Below are 16,015 nucleotides of genomic sequence, written 5' to 3' on the forward strand. Positions count from 1 at the left end.
TCCGTGGTTCATGTCCTGGTGGGGGTGGGCACCGTCGGATTCGGGCGCCGGGCTCAGTAGTTGGGGGCCTTGACCAGGTTTCCGGCGCCGTTCTCGATCTCCGGGACGTACACCCGCTCGTTCCAGACGTCCTGGGCCACCGGTTCGAGTGCGATCGAGACCGCGCCCTCGTCGACCGCGAAGGCGGCCTGGACGGCGCTGGTGATCGCGTCGACCAGGGCGGTGACCTGTTCGGCCTCGAGGTTGTTGGGGAAATGCTTGATGCTGACGTGCGGCACTCCGGTGACCTTTCTGGTGAGTCGTGCGGTCTTTATGGCGGTGACGAGTTCGTCTATTCCGTTCGCGCGCAGCAACTCGTAGTGGTCGGCCTCGAGTCGGTGGAGCGCGGGAGGTGCGGTGGTAAGCGCTTCACCGGAGTCGATGAACGATTCCTGGTCGCCGGTGGCCCGGAATACGGTGACCGGTGCGGCGACGGTGCGCTCGGCGAGTTCGCGGGGGTCGTACTCGAAGAGGAATGTCCGCCGCACCACGCCGACGATCCTGCGCACCCATTCACGGTCCAGGTGCTCGAACCGGTCGCTGACGAAGGCGATGAAGGATTCCTCGTCGTGTGTCGTGGCAAGGCATTCCTCGACCGCCGACTTCTCCAGGTTTCCGGCGAACACCGAATACAGGATGGAGACGAAGGTGGAGTCGTCGAAGCCGGTCGAGGTCCGGCCGGCCGCGTCCCCGAGGAATTCCACCGGTGGTTTGCCGGGCGCGATGAGGATCACCTCGTCGACCTGCTCGCCGGCCAGCTCCAGCTGGTGGGCGGCCTCGAAGGCGAGCCGGGCCCCGAAGGAGTAGCCCCACAGGGTGTAGGGGCCGGTCGGCTGGACCTGCCGGAGGAGTTCGAGGTCCTTGGCGACCATCTCGGCGAACGTCTCGTACGGGGTCTCGTCCGCGTTGATGCCGTAGGACTGGACGCCGAGGAACGGCCGGTCCAGGTCGAGGCGCCCGGCCAGCAGCCGCAGGCTCATCGGGTAGCCGCCGAGACCGGGCCAGCAGAAGACCGGCCGGCGGCCGTCCGCGGCGCGCAGCCGCACCAGCCGGGAGGCCGCGGTGGCGGGCTCGCGGTCGACGCGCCGGGCCAGTTCGGCGATGGTCGGCGCGTCGAACAGCACCTGGAGCGGCAGGGCGGCGCCCAGCTCCCGGTTGATCCGGTTGACCAGGGAGACCGCGGTCAGCGAATGGCCGCCGGAGGCGAAGAAGTTGTCGCGGATGGAGACCCGCTCCTGCTTCAGCACCTTCCCCCACAGTGCGGCGACGGCCTCCTCGGTGGGGGTGCGCGGCGGGACGACCGGTGCCTCGGTGTCGTCGACGGCGGCCTTGTCCAGCTCGCGCAGGGCCTGGTGGTCGACCTTGCCGTTGGGGGTGAGCGGGAAGGCGTCGAGGACGGTGACCCGGTTGGGCACCATGTACGGCGGCAGGGCCGCGGCGAGGTTGTCCTTGATGATCTCGGCGGGACCCCGCATATGCACGGAGTCCTCCTTCATGCCCTCGCTGAGCCGCTGCTGGGCGCTGATACGGCCGCCGACGGCGAAGTAGGAGGCGGTGTCCGGGCCGAGGCCGACGAGGTCCGCGATACGCCGGGCCGAGAGCAGCGGGTTACCGGTCTCGGAGCTGTACCCGGAGGACATCAGCCCCAGGTCGAGGCCGTTCATCTGGAGACGCTGGAGCTCCCGGCCGAGGTCGACATAGCGCTGCCACGCCTCGGGCGCGCTGCCGATCATGCTGACCCCGAAGCTCGAACGCGCGTAGACCTCCTGATTGATGGCGATGACGTCCTGTTTGCGGACCAACTCGTCGGACACCCGCACCAGTTCGCCGGCGTCGTAGCGGTACTGGCCGTCGGCGAGATCGGCGATGCGCCCCGGGTGGGCCTGCACATACAGGTCGACCGCGGTGGGTTCGGTCTCGGCGGCGGCCGTGCGGATCTCGTACGAGGCCAGGTAGTAGTCCTCGTCCGGGCAGCGCAGGACGTCCTTGACCGCCGGCTCCGCCGGGCGCGCGGAGATCCGCAGTCCGTAGGCGGGCAGGACGTGGTCGAAGAGGCCGACCATGTGACCGGCTTCGAACTGGAGGACTTCCTGGATGTTGTTGCGGTAGACGGGCTCGATGGCCGAGCGGCGCCCGATGAAGTGGGCCCGCAGCCTCGGCTCCCCGGCGGGGGCCGGGCCGATCAGCGTGAGCCGGTGTTCGACCGGGTGGTAGTAGTAGTGGCCCGCCTCCAGGCCCGCGATGCCGGACAGCTCCAGGTAGAGCTGGGTGGCGTACAGGGATCCGGGTGAGGCGTAGCCGTACTTGGACAGCAGCCGCTCACCGCTGGTGAACTGGCCGAACCAGCGCAGCAGCGTGCCGAGTTCGGTCAGCGTCAGGGTGTCCGGGTCCCGGGGCGCGGCCACCTGTTCCGTCGCGGGGGCGAGCAGGCGCAGGAGGTCCTGCCGGGTGACGTCGCCGCCCTCGTAGAAGCGGTACGTCTTGCGGGCGAACACCGTGCGCCGCTGCTCGGCCGTCGCGGTGCGACCGGGCAGCTCGATGAACGGGAGGCCGTACTCCTGGCGGACGCCCAGATCGGCGAGCTGGGCCTTGAGCTGGAGTTTGCTCTGCTTGGACTGGTGGTGGGCGCCGTGGTTGCCCTGGTCCATGACCGCGGCCCGGTGGGGGTCGAGTTCGATGAAGGCGATGAGGTTGGCCCCGACCCGCGTGTCGTCGCGGACCACGACCGCGGCCCGCTTGACCCAGTCGTGCTTCTCGATGGACACCTTGATCTCGTCCAGCTCGACCCGGAAGCCGCGCAGTTTGACCTGGCTGTCGGTGCGGCCGAGGAACTGCACGGTGCCGTCGTCGTTCCAGCGGGTCAGGTCGCCGGTGCGGTAGAGGCGGGTGGAGTCCGGGTCGGTGGCGAACGGGTTGGGGATGAACCGTTCGGCCGTCATGTCGGGGTTGTTGAGGTAGCCGCGGGCGAGCTGCCGCCCGGCTATGTGGAGTTCACCCGACTCGCCGGGCGCCACGGGCCGCCGGGCGGAGTCGAGGATGTGGAAGCTCATGCCGTGCACGGGCCGGCCGATGGAGAGGTGGTCGGGTCCGTGCTGGACGGTCGCGCGGTCCACGGTGAGGGACGAGGCGTTGATCGTGGTCTCGCTCGGGCCGTAGAGGTTGACCAGTCCGGCGTCCGGCAGCGCGTCGAGCAGCTCGATCGCCAGGCTCTTGGTGAGCGCCTCGCCGCCGCTGAACAGCTGGTTGAGCGAGGTGCACTGCGTCAGCCGTCCGGAGTCGACGAGTGCCTGGAGCAGGGTCGGCACGCCCTGGAGCGTGGTCACCCGGTGCGTCTGGATCAGGTCGAGGAGCCCGCCGGGGTCGGCGTAGACGCCTCGTTCGCTCATCACCACGCTGCTGCCGCAGGCCGGGGCGAGGATCTCCCACTGGGCCGCGTCGAAGCTCAGCGGGGTCTTCTGCAGCACCGTCCGGTGTTCGTCCAGGCCCTGTTCACCGGCCATCCAGCGCATCTGGCTGACGATGCTGCGGTGTTCGATGCCGATGCCCTTCGGGTTGCCCGTGCTCCCGGAGGTGTAGATGACATACGCGAGGGTGTCGCCGTGCGGGGCCGCCGGCGGACCGGTGACGGTGTCCCGGGAGGCCTGTGCCCCGGCGACGGTGACGATCCGCGTGTGCGCGGGAGTGAGTGCGGCCAGCCGGGAGACCAGGGACTCGTCCGTGAGGATGAGCTTGGTCCGGGAGTCCGCGATCATGTAGCGGACGCGCTCGTCCGGGTACTCCGGCGACAGCGGCAGGTAGGGAGCGCCCGAGTACAGGACGCCCCAGACGCTCGCCATGAGGTCGACGGACGGATCCATGAAGATCCCGACGGGTTCGTCCGTCGTCGCACCGAGCCGACACAGATGGTCGGCCAGGGTCTCGGCGCGGTCACCGAGCTGCTGGAAGGTCAGGCGCTGCGTGCCGCACGAGACGGCGGTCCGGTCGGGCCGGGTGAGCGCGGCCGCGCGCAGCATGTCTGGCAGGGACAATTCCTCGGACCCCATGGTTTTCGCCATCATCCTCGAACCTGGAATTGGTCACTTTGTGAGTGCGTTGGAAAAAGGCAAAGAAATGGCATGGTCATGCCAAGGGTGAGGCAAAACCATGTCAGTGTCGGCAGCCGGAGCCGACCGTCGATCAGCGCGCGGGAAAAGCCCCTGTCTCGGAACGAGAAGGGCGCGGCAGAAGACGGTTCTCTGGCTTTACGTCAGACAGAAAGCGCTTGAACTGGGATGAACGGTCGCCGACGGTCGAGAAAATTCTCTGCGACCACGGGGCGCCACTTAGGCGCTCAGACCGTCTCAGCACATCGCGAACAGAAGCTCAGTGCTATACCACTGGGTTTCGCGAACATACCTTTCAATACCCCCCGATTGATGGGTCGGCTGGTTGACGCCGACCGTGATCAACATGCGATCGGTGCTTACTTTAAATCGAGTCGACCCTCCTTGTAAAACCCTGATTTCGTCACAGAGCGCGACTCTTGGCCGAATCCCGATGCCTGATCGGACGTCAAATGGGGGCACTTCGGGGACAGTTCGGGCACCCTTCGACCGGGGGCAGTGGCCGGTTCCAGCCACCGCTGACCGGTCGCCCGTGACCGATAACCGACCACTATTCACTCAGTACATGTAGCGAGTGCATAATGATCGCCATGAGCACCCGCCACATCCTGCTGGGGCTGCTCGCCACGGGGCCGAGCCATGGCTACGACCTCAAGCGACGCCACGACGAACGCTTCCCGCAGGCCCGTCCGCTGGCCTACGGGCAGGTCTACACAACCCTTCAACGACTGGTCCGCGACGGACTCGCCGAGGTCGAGGGCACCGACTCGGACGGCGGACCGGAGCGCACGATGTACCGCTCCACCGCCGACGGACAGCGAGAACTCGCCACGTGGGCCGGGGAGATCACCCCGCCCGCGCCCTTCGTGACCAATGAGATCTTCGCCAAGGTCGTCGTCGCGATCCTCGCCGACGGCGACCCGGAGGCCTATCTCAGCGCCCAACGCACCGCCCACATGGCGCGGATGCGTGAACTCACCCAGGTCAAGACGGGCAAGGGCGCGGACCTCGCGACCGTGCTCTCGGCGGACTACGCCCTCAACCACCTCGACGCCGACCTCCGTTGGATGACCGCCACGGCGGGCCGGCTGACCACCCTGACCGCGGAGGTCGACACAGCATGAACAACGAAGTGCCGCTGCTGGCCGCCCGTGACCTCGTCAAGACGCACGGCAGGACCGAGGCCCTGCGCGGCGCCTCGGTCGAGCTGCGGGCCGGCGAGATCCTGGCCGTCACCGGCGCCAGCGGCAGCGGGAAGTCGACGCTGCTGCACTGCCTGGCGGGCATCGTCCGCCCGGACGGCGGCTCGGTCTCCTACGCCGGTGAGCGGCTCGACACCCTGCCCGAGAAGCGGCTGAGCGAGCTGCGCCGGACCGAGTTCGGGGTGGTCTTCCAGTTCGGCCAGCTGATCCCCGAGCTGACCGCGCTCGACAACGTCGCCCTGCCGCTGATGCTGGCGGGCGCCGCCCGGGGCGACGCCCACGAGAAGGCCGGTGAGTGGCTGGAGCGTTTCGGGGTGCGCGGGCAGGAAGGACTGCGGCCCGGCGAGATGAGCGGCGGCCAGGCCCAGCGGACCTCGCTGGCCCGGGCCCTGGTCACCGAGCCGAAGGTGGTCTTCGCCGACGAGCCCACCGGCGCGCTGGACTCACTCGCCGGCGAGCAGGTGATGACGGCCCTGGTCCACACGGCCCGCGAACAGGGCACCGCGGTCCTCCTCATCACCCACGACGCCCAGGTGGCGGCCTACGCGGACCGCGAGGCCCGCCTGAACGACGGCCTCGTGGCACCGACGGGGGTGACGGTGTGACGACGCAACCACACACCGGAAGCGACGGCACAGGCTCCGTGGACGCCGACCCGGACACCGGGCCCGGCGGGCCCACCGAGAACACCGACACCCGACCCCCACGGACCGAGCCGAGCGGCCCGCACGGTGACCCGACCAGAGACGGCAGCATGCGATCTCCACACACCGACCCCACCTCCCGGCCCGGCGGCAAGGGCTCGCTGGGCTCCGATCTTCGCCTCGCCTGGCTGCTCACGCGCGGTTCCGACCGGCGGGAGTGGTGGCGGGTCGGGCTCACGGCGGTGGGGGCGGGGCTCGCGACCGGGTTCGCGCTGGCCGCGGTGAGTCTCGCCGCGCTCCAGGGCCGCTACGACGTGTCCGTGGGCGCGGGTCTCCTCGACGACCCCGGCACCCGCTCCGGCGTCATCGTCGTCCTGCTGCTCCTGCTGATCCCCGTCCTCGGCTTTCTCGGTCAGTGCGCCCGCATCGGGGCCGTGCACCGCGACCGGCGACTGGCCGGGCTGCGGCTGGCGGGGGCCTCGGCCGGGCAGGTACGGCGGATCGCGGCACTGGAGACCGGGCTGGCCTGTCTGCTCGGCTCGCTGCTCGCCACCGTCGCCTCGGTCGTGGCGCTGCTGGGCCAGTGGCAGCACCCGACCTGGCTCGCCTGGGCCGGGATCACGCTGGTCGCCCTCGGTGTGCCGGTGCTCGGCGCCGCGGCGGGCGTGCTGGCGCTGCGCCGGGTGGTGGCCTCGCCGCTCGGCTGGGTGCGCCGGGTGCGGACGGGGTCGGGGCGCGGGTTCTGGGCGCTGTTCGCGGGCGGGGTGCTGGTCGTGGCGGCAGTGGCGCTGGCCGCGACACACAGCACGGCTTCCGGTATGCCCGGCGAGGGCGGCTCGTACGCGAAAGGACCGCTGATCATGGCCGGGGCGCTTCTCCTGGTCGGCGTGGCCGCGGTGGGGATCGTCGGCGCCGTGGCCACGCTGACGGGCCGGTGGCTGGCCCGCCGGGCCCGGACCGCGGCCACGCTGATCGCGGCGGAACGGCTGCGCGACGACCCCTGGGCCGCGGCCCGCACCCACGCGGCGGTACTGCTGGTGACGGTCGTCGGGACGGGCTTCGTGGGCGTGCGGCAGGTGCTGCTCGCCGAGCTGGACAGCAGGAGGAACGCCGACCAGCTCGCCGCGAGCATGTCGTACTACACCACGGGGGTGAACCTGGTCGCCGCCGCGATCGTCGCCACCCTCGTGATCACCCTCTCCGGCCTCGCCGTCGGCACCGCCGAGTCGCTCGCCACCCGCCGCCGCGGCCTGGCCGCGCAGACCGCCGCCGGGGTGCCGCAACAGGTGCTCGGCCGGGCGCTGCTCCTGGAGACCGCGCTGCCGCTCGCGCCCGCACTCCTGCTGGGCGGCGCCGGGGGCATGGCGATCGGGGTCGGGTACTCCCGGCTGGTCGGGGACGGGCCCGCTGTCACGCCGTACGCCGCGCTCCTGGTCCCCTTCGCGGTGTACGCCTGCTGTCTGCTCGCCGCCGCCACCTCGCTCCCGCTGCTGCGCCGCTCCCTGAACCCTGCGGAGCTGCGCTACGCGTGAGCGCATGAACGACCGGCCCCGGGGGCACGGGGGACCCTCGGGGCCGGTGCGCAACCGTCCATGGCTGCACAAAGGCCCGGATCGTCGTCAGGCAGAAATGCCGTCGATCCGGGCCATCGCATCTTCCGCGCCGTACGGTTGCAAGTACGGCAGCCAGCGCGGATCCCTGTGCCCGGTCCCGATGATGCGCCAGGCCAGACCGGTGGGCGGAGCGGGTTTATGGCGAAGCCGCCAGCCGATTTCGAAGAGGTGTCGGTCGGCCTTCACGTGGTTGCAGCGGCGGCACGACGCCACCACGTTGTCCCAGACGTGCTTGCCCCCGCGGCTGCGCGGGATGACGTGGTCGACGCTGGTTGCGACGCCACCGCAGTACATGCACCGGCCCCCGTCGCGCGCGAAGAGCGCCCTGCGGGTCAGAGGAACGGGCCCCCGATAGGGAACCCGGACGAATCGCTTGAGCCGGACCACGCTTGGTGCGGGGACTGTGACGGTTGCGCTGTGCAGGAAGGCGCCGGATTCCTCGAGGGAGACCGCTTTGTTCTCCAGGACGAGGACGAGCGCGCGGCGGAGCGGTACGACGCCCAGTGGCTCGTACGACGCGTTGAGGACCAGGACATGCGGCACGGATGCCTCCTTGGGCGTCGGCGGCGCGTGGCTCGCGCCGGGACGATCTGTAGTCAGTCTCCCCTCATGCCTGGTGGAAACGCCACCATCTCCCGGTAACGGGCTGAGAGTGTTTTCGACCACACCTTTCTTCATCCCCAGGTGAGGAGGGTCTCTCCCCCGAACATTGCAACGATCCACACACGATGCACCGTTAGTGTGGTGGGTCTGCCGCCCGGTGACCTTTCCGTGACCTTCACGATCCTTGACCGCCGTACCGGGAGGCAGGGGCTGCACCTGGAGGTACCTGCCGTGTCGTTGTCCGCCGTCCTACTGGCCGCCTCGGCGTCGCCGTCCCCGTCCCCTTCGGACTCGTCGACGCCCGCCGTCCCCTCGCTCCAGGACGCCCAGGAGAGCGCGACGAACGCCGCCAGCTGGGTCGAGCAGAACTGGTCGACCTGGCTGGCGATCGGTCTGCGCGTCCTGCTGATCCTGGTGATCGCGGCGGTGCTGAGAGTGGTGGTGCGGCGGGCGATCACCAAGCTCATAGATCGCATGAACCGCACGGTCCAGGCGGTCGACGGCACGGCCCTCGGCGGCCTCCTGGTCAACGTCGAGCGCCGCCGTCAGCGCTCCCAGGCGATCGGCTCGGTGCTCCGCTCGGTGGCGAGCTTCATCATCATGGGCACCGCGGCCCTGATGGTCCTCGGCACCTTCGAGATCAATCTGGCCCCGCTCCTCGCCTCCGCGGGTGTGGCGGGCGTGGCCATCGGTTTCGGCGCCCGCAACCTGGTCACCGACTTCCTCTCCGGTGTCTTCATGATCCTGGAGGACCAGTACGGCGTCGGGGACACCGTCGACGCGGGCGTGGCCTCCGGCGAGGTCATCGAGGTCGGCCTGCGCGTGACGAAGCTCCGCGGTGACAACGGCGAGATCTGGTACGTCCGCAACGGCGAGGTCAAGCGCATCGGCAACCTCTCCCAGGGCTGGGCGACGGCCGGCGTGGACGTCACGGTCCGTGCGGACGAGGACCTGGACAAGGTGAAGGGGACCATCGACGACGTCGCCGAGCGGATGAGCAAGGCCGAGCCCTGGAACGAGCTCCTCTGGGGCCCGATCGAGGTCCTGGGCCTCGACAATGTCCTGCTGGACTCGATGGTCGTCCGTGTCTCGGCGAAGACCATGCCGGGCAAGGCCCTGACGGTCGAGCGCGAACTCCGCTGGCGCATCAAGCGAGCCTTCGACGCGGCCCAGATCCCCATCGTGGGCGGCCCGGTCGTCCTCACGGACACCACCCCGGACCCCGACCCGACGGCAGGCATGTCGGCCCCGTCGGCCTACGCGAACACCTCCTCCCCCCAGGCCCAGGCAGCGACACCGATAACGCCACCGAGCGTGACGAAGTAAGACGCCCGATCCTGGCGAAGCCGGCCGCGGAACGGCGCCCCGTCAGAGGCGCGGGGAGGCGCGACCAGCCCCCACCGGCCCGCGGCTTTGTCCCCGCCTCGCCGACGGAGCCCTCAGCGCCGTCCGAGGATCATCAGCGGGCCGAAGAACCTCGCGCTGGCCCGCCGGCACACCGCCGCCGCACTCATGAGCCGCACGCCAACTCGTAGGCCTCCGCGATCCACGGCTCGCCCCCGCCCTCCCCGGACGGATCCACGCCGCACTGCAACGAGGCCCCGGAGCCGGGGTACCAGGTCGAGACACTGCCGTAGACCGGCTTCCCGGAACAGTCCGCGACGAAGCCCGCGTCGACGGCCCGGACCGACCGCGCGGAGACGAACGTACCCGGCCCGTCGTAGTCGCCGACGTCGTCCCGCTCCGCCGCGGAAGAAGACTTGCCCGGCCTGGCCATCGCGTCCGCGGACCACCCCAGACGCTTGGCGAGCGACACGAACAGCCGCTCCACCGAGGGCCCTTCGCCGCTCGTCTCCACCCGCGGCTCCAACTCCCGTACCCGAACGGGAGAAAACCGGACCTTTCCATCCTTCTCATCGACCTCGACCGGCCGGGACACCGCGATGAGTCTGTGCTCCTCACTCACCCTGGCCCACCGGATCTCCCCGTCCGGGCACGCCGAACCGGCGGCCGTACGCGTGACCGCGTCCGAGTCGTCCCCACCCACCCGGCACCCGGCCACGAGGAACACGGCCGCACACAGCACCACCGCCGATGTCTTCACACCGCACCCCCTCCACTCGCCCGTTCGCAGGCGGATGAAAGTACAGGAACCTGTGAAGGCGGCACGCGTTCACCTGCGGAAAGCCGGATCGTGATGAAGGCGTGACTACTCCGGAATTAATCTTGTTCACACCGTCTCCGCATTCCCAACACCACCCTCCGCCACTTAGGTTCAAGCCATCAGCGGGCCCTTGTTCTGGAGCGCAACGCCCAGGGGCCCGCCCTGAATGTGGGGAAACGCATGAGAAAGCTCGCCATAGGCACCGTCGTCTCCGGTGCCCTGGCTCTGTCCGCGCTGGCCGTGCCCGCCGCCCAGGCCGCCACGCCGGACCTCGTCTTCGCGGACGTCGTCGTGAACAACGGCAAGACGATCGTCGTGGGCACCACCAACGCGGTGACGGTCCCGGTGACGTACACCCTGACCCGCCCCTCCGACCTGACGATCGACTACGAGAACAACGCGGCGGGTGTTCTGCTCTACCGCGGCTCGCTCGCGACCTTCGAGAACGAGCTCGAGAGTGACGCCTCGCCGGCCTGCACCACCACGGCGACGACGGACACCACGGTGACGGAGTCCTGCTCCGACACCCTCGTCATCGACCCGTCGTACGGCGACCTCTTCGAGGCCGCGGACGCCACCACCTGGAACGTCGGCGGCTTCTACGGCCAGGTCGCCTCCGACCTGGACGACTCGGACGACAAGGTCAGCTTCGAGTACGGCTTCGCGGCCTGGGGCAACAAGGGCACCGCCAAGATCCAGCGCGCCGCCAAGCTCACCGCCAACGCCTCGCCGGAGCCGGTGAAGAAGGGCAGGACCATCACGGTCAGCGGCAAGCTGACCCGCGCCAACTGGGAGACCGGCAGCTACACCGGCTACGTCTCCCAGAAGGCCACCCTGCAGTTCCGCGCCAAGGGCTCGGACACCTACAGCACCGTCAAGACGGTGACCTCCTCGACCGGCGGCTCCCTCAAGTCGACCGTGACGGCGTCGAAGGACGGCTACTACCGCTACGTCTTCGCGGGCACCACCACGACCGCCGCCGCGAAGGCCACCGGCGACTACATCGACGTCCAGTAGTCACCCCCGCACCACCCCTGACCGCCCCCGCAGGTAACGACTCCGTTTCCTGCGGGGGCGGTTTGTTCGACCCCCCTTGACTCCCCCACGACCGGGACCTATGTTCCCTGCATCCGATAGGAAACCTTCCTAACAGTTGCCTTCCGTAAAGTCTGCTGCGGAACAGTCCCGGGAGAGGGGTACACATGGCCGGCACCCCGAGCACGCTGCGCGCCATGAACGACCGCGCCGCACTGGACCTCCTCCTGGAGCACGGCCCGCTGTCCCGCACCCGGATCGGCAAGCTCACCGGCCTCTCCAAGCCGACCGCCTCCCAGCTCCTGGCACGCCTCGAAGCGGCGGGGCTCGTGCTCGCCGGCGGCACCACCGAAGGCCGTCCGGGCCCCAACGCCCAGCTGTACGAGGTCAATCCGGCCGCCGGACACGCCGCCGGACTCGACGTCACCCCCGAACGCATCCTCGCCGCCGTCGCCGACATCACCGGCCGCACGGTGGGGTCGTACGAACTGCCCACCCCCGGCAGACGCCCCGCGCAGCCCGTCGTCCAGCAGGTCACCGACGCCCTCGACGGCGCCGTGAAGGCGGCCGGGCTGGCCCGCGCCGACGTCCACCGCCTCGTCATCGGCACCCCCGGCGCCTTCGACCCCAACACCGGCCGGCTGCGCTACGCCTCCCACCTCCCGGGCTGGCACACCCCGACCCTGCTCGACGAACTCGCCGCCGCGCTGCCGATGCCGGTGGAGTACGAGAACGACGTCAACCTCGTCGCCGTGGCCGAGCAGCGGCTCGGTGCCGCGCGCGGTCACGAGGACTTCGTGCTGCTGTGGAACGAGGGCGGCCTCGGCGCGGCCCTCGTTCTCGGCGGCCGACTGCACCGCGGCTGGACCGGCGGCGCCGGCGAGGTCGGATTCCTGCCCGTGCCCGGCACCCCCCTGGTCCGGCAGGTCACCAAGGCCAACAGCGGCGGCTACCAAGAACTCGCAGGCTCGCAGGCCATCCCGAAGCTCGCCCGCGAACTGGGTGTCGAAGACATCCCCACCGGCCCCTACGCCGACGTCGCCGCCGCCCTCGTGCAGCGGGCGGCGGAGTCCGAAGACCCGCGCCACCAGCGCCTGCTGGAGACCTACGCGACCCACCTCGCCACCGGTCTCGCCTCCCTCGTCTCCGTTCTCGACCCCGAACTCGTGGTCCTGAGCGGCGCCTCGCTCGCCTCCGGCGGCGAAGTGCTGCGTTCCCTCGTCCAGTCCGAGCTGGAGGAGCTGGCCGCGGCCAGGCCCAAGCTCGTCCTCGGCGACGTACCCGAACACCCCGTGCTGCGCGGCGCGCTGGAGAGCGCGCTGGCGGCCACCCGCGACGAGGTCTTCGACACCTCGCGCTGAGCCCCCGCCCCCGGTAAGCCCCCCTCTCGTCAGAGCCCTCACACCCGTTCCCCGCCCCAGGGAGACCTCGCCATGCCCAAGCGTGCCCGAATAACGGCTTTTGCCCTGATCGCCTCCGTGGCCCTTCTCACCACCTCCGCCTGTACCGGCCAGTCGAGCTCCGGCGCCGACGACGACGCCTCAAAGGAGACGACCCTCAACTTCTGGCACGCCTGGAGCGCGCCCGCCGAGGTGAAGGCGGTCAAGTCCCTGATCGCCGGCTTCGAGAAGGCGCACCCCAACATCCACGTCAACGTCGTCGGCAACATGACCGACGACAAGATCAACCAGGCGCTGCGCGCGGGCGGCTCCAAGGCACCCGACGCGATCTCGTCCTTCACCACCAACGCCGTCGGCAAGTTCTGCTCCTCCGGCGCCCTGATCGACCTCAACCCGTACTTCGAGAAGTCCGGCATCGACCCGGCCAAGACGTTCCCGACGGCGATGAACGAGTACACCCAGTTCGAGGGCAACCGCTGCACGGCCCCCCTGCTCGGTGACGCGTACGGCCTCTACTACAACAAGACCGCGTTCGAGAAGGCGGGCATCAGCGGTCCGCCCAAGACGTGGTCCGAGTTCGAGGCCGACGCCAAGAAGCTGACGATCGCTCAGGGCGACAGCTACAAGCAGCTCGGATTCATGCCGAACTACCACGGCTGGGAGACCACGACCGAGCACTACATGGGCCAGTTCTCCCCGACGTACTTCGACAAGAGCGGCAAGTCGACGGTCGCCACGGACCCGGCGGTGTCCTCGTCCTTCACCCTCCAGAAGAAGCTGGTCGACGAGCTCGGCGGCTACCAGAAGCTGGAGAAGTACCGCACCAAGCTCGGTGACGAATGGGGCCCCAAGCACCCCTTCCACACCGGCCAGGTGGCCATGCAGCTGGACGGCGAATGGCGCCTCGGCATGGCCCTGGAGGCCAAGCCCGACTTCGAGATCGGCGTCGCCCCGCTGCCCGTCCCCGACGACCAGGCGGACCAGTACGGCAAGGGCTACATCACCGGCACGATCACCGGCATCGCCGCCACCAGCAAGAAGCAGAACGCGGCCTGGGAGCTGGTCAAGTACATCACCACGGACACGGACGCGGTGGTGAACTTCTCCAACGCCATCCACAACGTGCCCTCCACGCTGGCCGCCCTGAAGTCCCCGAAGCTGAAGTACGACCCGCGCTTCAAGACGTTCCTGGAGATCGCGGCGAACCCGGACTCCACGACGAGCCCCGCCTCCCTCAACGGCGGCGTCTACCTCCACACGATCCAGGACCTCGGCTACGAGTACGAGAGCGGCAAGACCAAGGACCTCAAGGCCGGTCTCGCAGCCGCGGCCAAGCAGATCGACACGGACATCGCGCAGGCGAAGTAGCGATGAGCAGCAACACACTGAGGTCGAAGCGCCGCCGCTCGGCGCTTCGTACCGCCGCCTTCATGTCGCCCTGGCTGATCGGGTTCGCGGTCTTCTTCGCGTACCCGATGATCTCGACGCTCTATTTCTCCTTCATGCACTACGACGGCTTCAAGCCGCCGACATGGAGCGGGACGAAGAACTGGACCTACGTCTTCGAGAGCTACCCCTACTTCTGGCCCGCCCTGCGCAACACCCTCTGGCTGGTGGTGATCACGGTGACCCTGCGGGTCCTCTTCGGACTCGGCATCGGTCTCCTCATCACGAAGATCAAGACCGGCACGGGTGTCTTCCGCACCCTCTTCTACCTGCCCTACCTGGCCCCGCCGGTCGCGGCCACGATGGCCTTCGCCTTCCTTCTCAACCCCGGTACGGGCCCGGTCAACTCGATCCTGGAGAAGATCGGCATCCCGGCCCCGGGCTGGTTCAACGACCCGAGTTGGTCCAAGCCTGCCCTCACCCTGCTGTTCCTGTGGGGGGTGGGCGACCTGATGGTCATCTTCATGGCCGCGCTGCTCGACGTACCGAAGGAGCAGTACGAGGCGTCCGAGCTGGACGGGGCCTCGGCGTGGCAGCGCTTCCGGTTCGTCACGATCCCCAACATCTCGCCGATCATCATGTTCGCGGTGGTCACCGGGGTGATCGCGGCGATGCAGTGCTACACGCAGCCGCTGGTCGCCGGAAAGGTCGCCTCGGGTGTGATCCAGGGCGCGGGCACCATGTTCGAGCCCGGCTACCCGGACAAGTCGACCCTGACGCTCCCCCAACTCGTCTACAACCTGGGCTTCCAGCGCTTCGACTACGGCTCGGCCTGTGTCGTGGCCCTCGTCCTCTTCGCCCTCTCCATGGCCTTCACCGCGATCCTGATGCGGCGCCGCGGCGGTCTCATCCAGGCAGGTGACTGACAGATGACCCAAGTACTCGACCGGCCGGCGGAGTTGAAGACCCCGGCCTCCCCCGCCGAACGCACGGCCCGCCGCAAGGCGCTCCTGGAGTGGATCGCGATCCACTCCCTCGGTATCGCCGCGGCCCTGTTCTTCACGCTCCCCTTCGTGTTCGTGTTCCTGACCTCGCTCATGAGCGACGACCAGGCCCTGAGCCGGGACCTGATCCCGCACACCTGGGAGTGGGCCAACTACCGCAAGGTCTTCGACACCCCGGGCTTTCTGACCTGGTGGAAGAACACGCTCCTGTACGCCGGACTCGGCACCGTCCTCGTGGTCGTGTCGTCGATCCCCGTGGCGTACGCGCTCGCCAAGTTCCGCTTCCGGGGCCGCAACCTCTCCCTGATGCTGGTGATCTCGATGATGATGCTGCCGCCGCAGGTGGTCGTCATCCCGATGTACCTGTTCTGGGCGAAGCAGCTGGACCTCTCCGGCACCCTGTGGCCGTTGATCATCCCGCTGGCCTTCGGGGACGCCTTCTCGATCTTCCTGCTGCGCCAGTTCCTCATGACGATCCCCAACGAGTATCTGGACGCGGCGAAGGTGGACGGCTGCGGAGACCTGCGCACCCTGCTGAAGGTCGTCCTCCCCATGGCGAAGCCCGGAATCGCCGCGGTGGCCCTCTTCCAGTTCTTCAACGCCTGGAACGACTACTTCGGCCCCCAGATCTACGCCTCGGAGAACCCGGGCGCCTGGACGCTGAGTTACGGCCTGGAGTCCTTCAAGGGCGCCCACCACACCGACTGGAACCTGACCATGGCCGCGACCGTGCTGGTCATGGCCCCCGTGATCCTCGTGTTCTTCTTCGCCCAGAAGGCGTTCGTGGAGGGTGTCACGCTCACCGGAGTAAAGGGGTGACCC

The 16,015-nt window shown here is 69.2% G+C and carries 12 protein-coding genes; 9 read left to right on the forward strand and 3 right to left on the reverse strand.

The features are described from left to right. Nucleotides 1-53 precede the first annotated feature (53 nt). Nucleotides 54-4,082 carry an amino acid adenylation domain-containing protein gene (locus OHU89_RS18650; protein WP_405644312.1) on the reverse strand — a complete coding sequence of 1,343 codons (4,029 nt, stop codon included), beginning with the start codon at nt 4,080-4,082 and terminating at the stop codon, nt 54-56. A 650-nt stretch (nt 4,083-4,732) separates the two neighbouring features. On the opposite strand from OHU89_RS18650, the gene OHU89_RS18655 reads away from it, so the two are divergent. The 3 genes from OHU89_RS18655 (at nt 4,733) to OHU89_RS18665 (ending at nt 7,520) form a co-directional block, all read left to right on the forward strand. Further along, a complete protein-coding gene (locus OHU89_RS18655; RefSeq protein ID WP_267015864.1) occupies nt 4,733-5,266 on the forward strand; it encodes a PadR family transcriptional regulator in 534 nt (177 codons plus the stop codon). Next, nucleotides 5,263-5,949, forward strand: coding sequence for an ABC transporter ATP-binding protein (locus OHU89_RS18660; protein WP_405644314.1), 687 nt, complete (start codon nt 5,263-5,265; stop codon nt 5,947-5,949). Before OHU89_RS18655 ends, OHU89_RS18660 begins: the two co-directional genes overlap by 4 nt. A 149-nt stretch (nt 5,950-6,098) precedes the next feature. Further along, nucleotides 6,099-7,520 carry an ABC transporter permease gene (locus OHU89_RS18665; RefSeq protein WP_405644316.1) on the forward strand — a complete coding sequence of 474 codons (1,422 nt, stop codon included), beginning with the start codon at nt 6,099-6,101 and terminating at the stop codon, nt 7,518-7,520. Nucleotides 7,521-7,607: 87 nt separating this feature from the next. Here the strand turns inward: OHU89_RS18665 and OHU89_RS18670 are convergent, their stop codons facing one another. Beyond that, nucleotides 7,608-8,144, reverse strand: coding sequence for an HNH endonuclease (locus OHU89_RS18670; protein WP_266892303.1), 537 nt, complete (start codon nt 8,142-8,144; stop codon nt 7,608-7,610). 291 nt (nt 8,145-8,435) lie between these two features. Here OHU89_RS18670 and OHU89_RS18675 point away from each other — a divergent pair, with 291 nt between their 5' ends. After that, nucleotides 8,436-9,530: a mechanosensitive ion channel family protein gene (locus OHU89_RS18675; RefSeq protein WP_405654554.1), complete on the forward strand. Its 1,095-nt coding sequence runs from the start codon at nt 8,436-8,438 to the stop codon at nt 9,528-9,530. Between the two features lie 184 nt (nt 9,531-9,714). On the opposite strand, the gene OHU89_RS18680 is transcribed toward OHU89_RS18675, so the two are convergent. Next, nucleotides 9,715-10,308 carry a hypothetical protein gene (locus OHU89_RS18680; RefSeq protein ID WP_405644318.1) on the reverse strand — a complete coding sequence of 198 codons (594 nt, stop codon included), beginning with the start codon at nt 10,306-10,308 and terminating at the stop codon, nt 9,715-9,717. A gap of 240 nt (nt 10,309-10,548) precedes the next feature. Between OHU89_RS18680 and OHU89_RS18685 the strand changes: the two genes are divergently transcribed. The 5 genes from OHU89_RS18685 to OHU89_RS18705 all read left to right on the forward strand — a co-directional run bounded on the left by OHU89_RS18685 (nt 10,549) and on the right by OHU89_RS18705 (nt 16,012). Then, nucleotides 10,549-11,385: a hypothetical protein gene (locus OHU89_RS18685; RefSeq protein WP_405644320.1), complete on the forward strand. Its 837-nt coding sequence runs from the start codon at nt 10,549-10,551 to the stop codon at nt 11,383-11,385. Between the two features lie 185 nt (nt 11,386-11,570). Next, nucleotides 11,571-12,764 (forward strand): ROK family transcriptional regulator, encoded by a 1,194-nt coding sequence (locus OHU89_RS18690; protein ID WP_365394332.1) that lies wholly within the window; start codon nt 11,571-11,573, stop codon nt 12,762-12,764. A 72-nt stretch (nt 12,765-12,836) separates the two neighbouring features. Further along, on the forward strand, nt 12,837-14,171 hold the full coding sequence (locus tag OHU89_RS18695; protein ID WP_405644322.1) for an ABC transporter substrate-binding protein: 1,335 nt from the start codon (nt 12,837-12,839) through the stop codon (nt 14,169-14,171). 2 nt (nt 14,172-14,173) lie between these two features. Next, nucleotides 14,174-15,115, forward strand: a complete 942-nt coding sequence (locus OHU89_RS18700; protein WP_405644324.1) for a carbohydrate ABC transporter permease — start codon at nt 14,174-14,176, stop codon at nt 15,113-15,115. Nucleotides 15,116-15,118: 3 nt separating this feature from the next. Further along, nucleotides 15,119-16,012 carry a carbohydrate ABC transporter permease gene (locus OHU89_RS18705; protein WP_405644326.1) on the forward strand — a complete coding sequence of 298 codons (894 nt, stop codon included), beginning with the start codon at nt 15,119-15,121 and terminating at the stop codon, nt 16,010-16,012. Nucleotides 16,013-16,015: the final 3 nt, after the last annotated feature.

Origin of the sequence: Streptomyces sp. NBC_00019 (genome assembly GCF_045041015.1) — a bacterium.
Lineage (GTDB): Bacteria > Actinomycetota > Actinomycetes > Streptomycetales > Streptomycetaceae > Streptomyces.

Excerpts from the sequence above, each read along its gene's own strand:
- OHU89_RS18650 (WP_405644312.1), bottom strand. The coding sequence starts at position 4,082 with ATGGGGTCCGAGGAATTGTCCCTGCCAGACATGCTGCGCGCGGCCGCG.
- OHU89_RS18655 (WP_267015864.1), top strand. The coding sequence starts at position 4,733 with ATGAGCACCCGCCACATCCTGCTGGGGCTGCTCGCCACGGGGCCGAGC.
- OHU89_RS18660 (WP_405644314.1), top strand. The coding sequence starts at position 5,263 with ATGAACAACGAAGTGCCGCTGCTGGCCGCCCGTGACCTCGTCAAGACG.
- OHU89_RS18665 (WP_405644316.1), top strand. The coding sequence starts at position 6,099 with ATGCGATCTCCACACACCGACCCCACCTCCCGGCCCGGCGGCAAGGGC.
- OHU89_RS18685 (WP_405644320.1), top strand. The coding sequence starts at position 10,549 with ATGAGAAAGCTCGCCATAGGCACCGTCGTCTCCGGTGCCCTGGCTCTG.
- OHU89_RS18690 (WP_365394332.1), top strand. The coding sequence starts at position 11,571 with ATGGCCGGCACCCCGAGCACGCTGCGCGCCATGAACGACCGCGCCGCA.
- OHU89_RS18695 (WP_405644322.1), top strand. The coding sequence starts at position 12,837 with ATGCCCAAGCGTGCCCGAATAACGGCTTTTGCCCTGATCGCCTCCGTG.
- OHU89_RS18700 (WP_405644324.1), top strand. The coding sequence starts at position 14,174 with ATGAGCAGCAACACACTGAGGTCGAAGCGCCGCCGCTCGGCGCTTCGT.
- OHU89_RS18705 (WP_405644326.1), top strand. The coding sequence starts at position 15,119 with ATGACCCAAGTACTCGACCGGCCGGCGGAGTTGAAGACCCCGGCCTCC.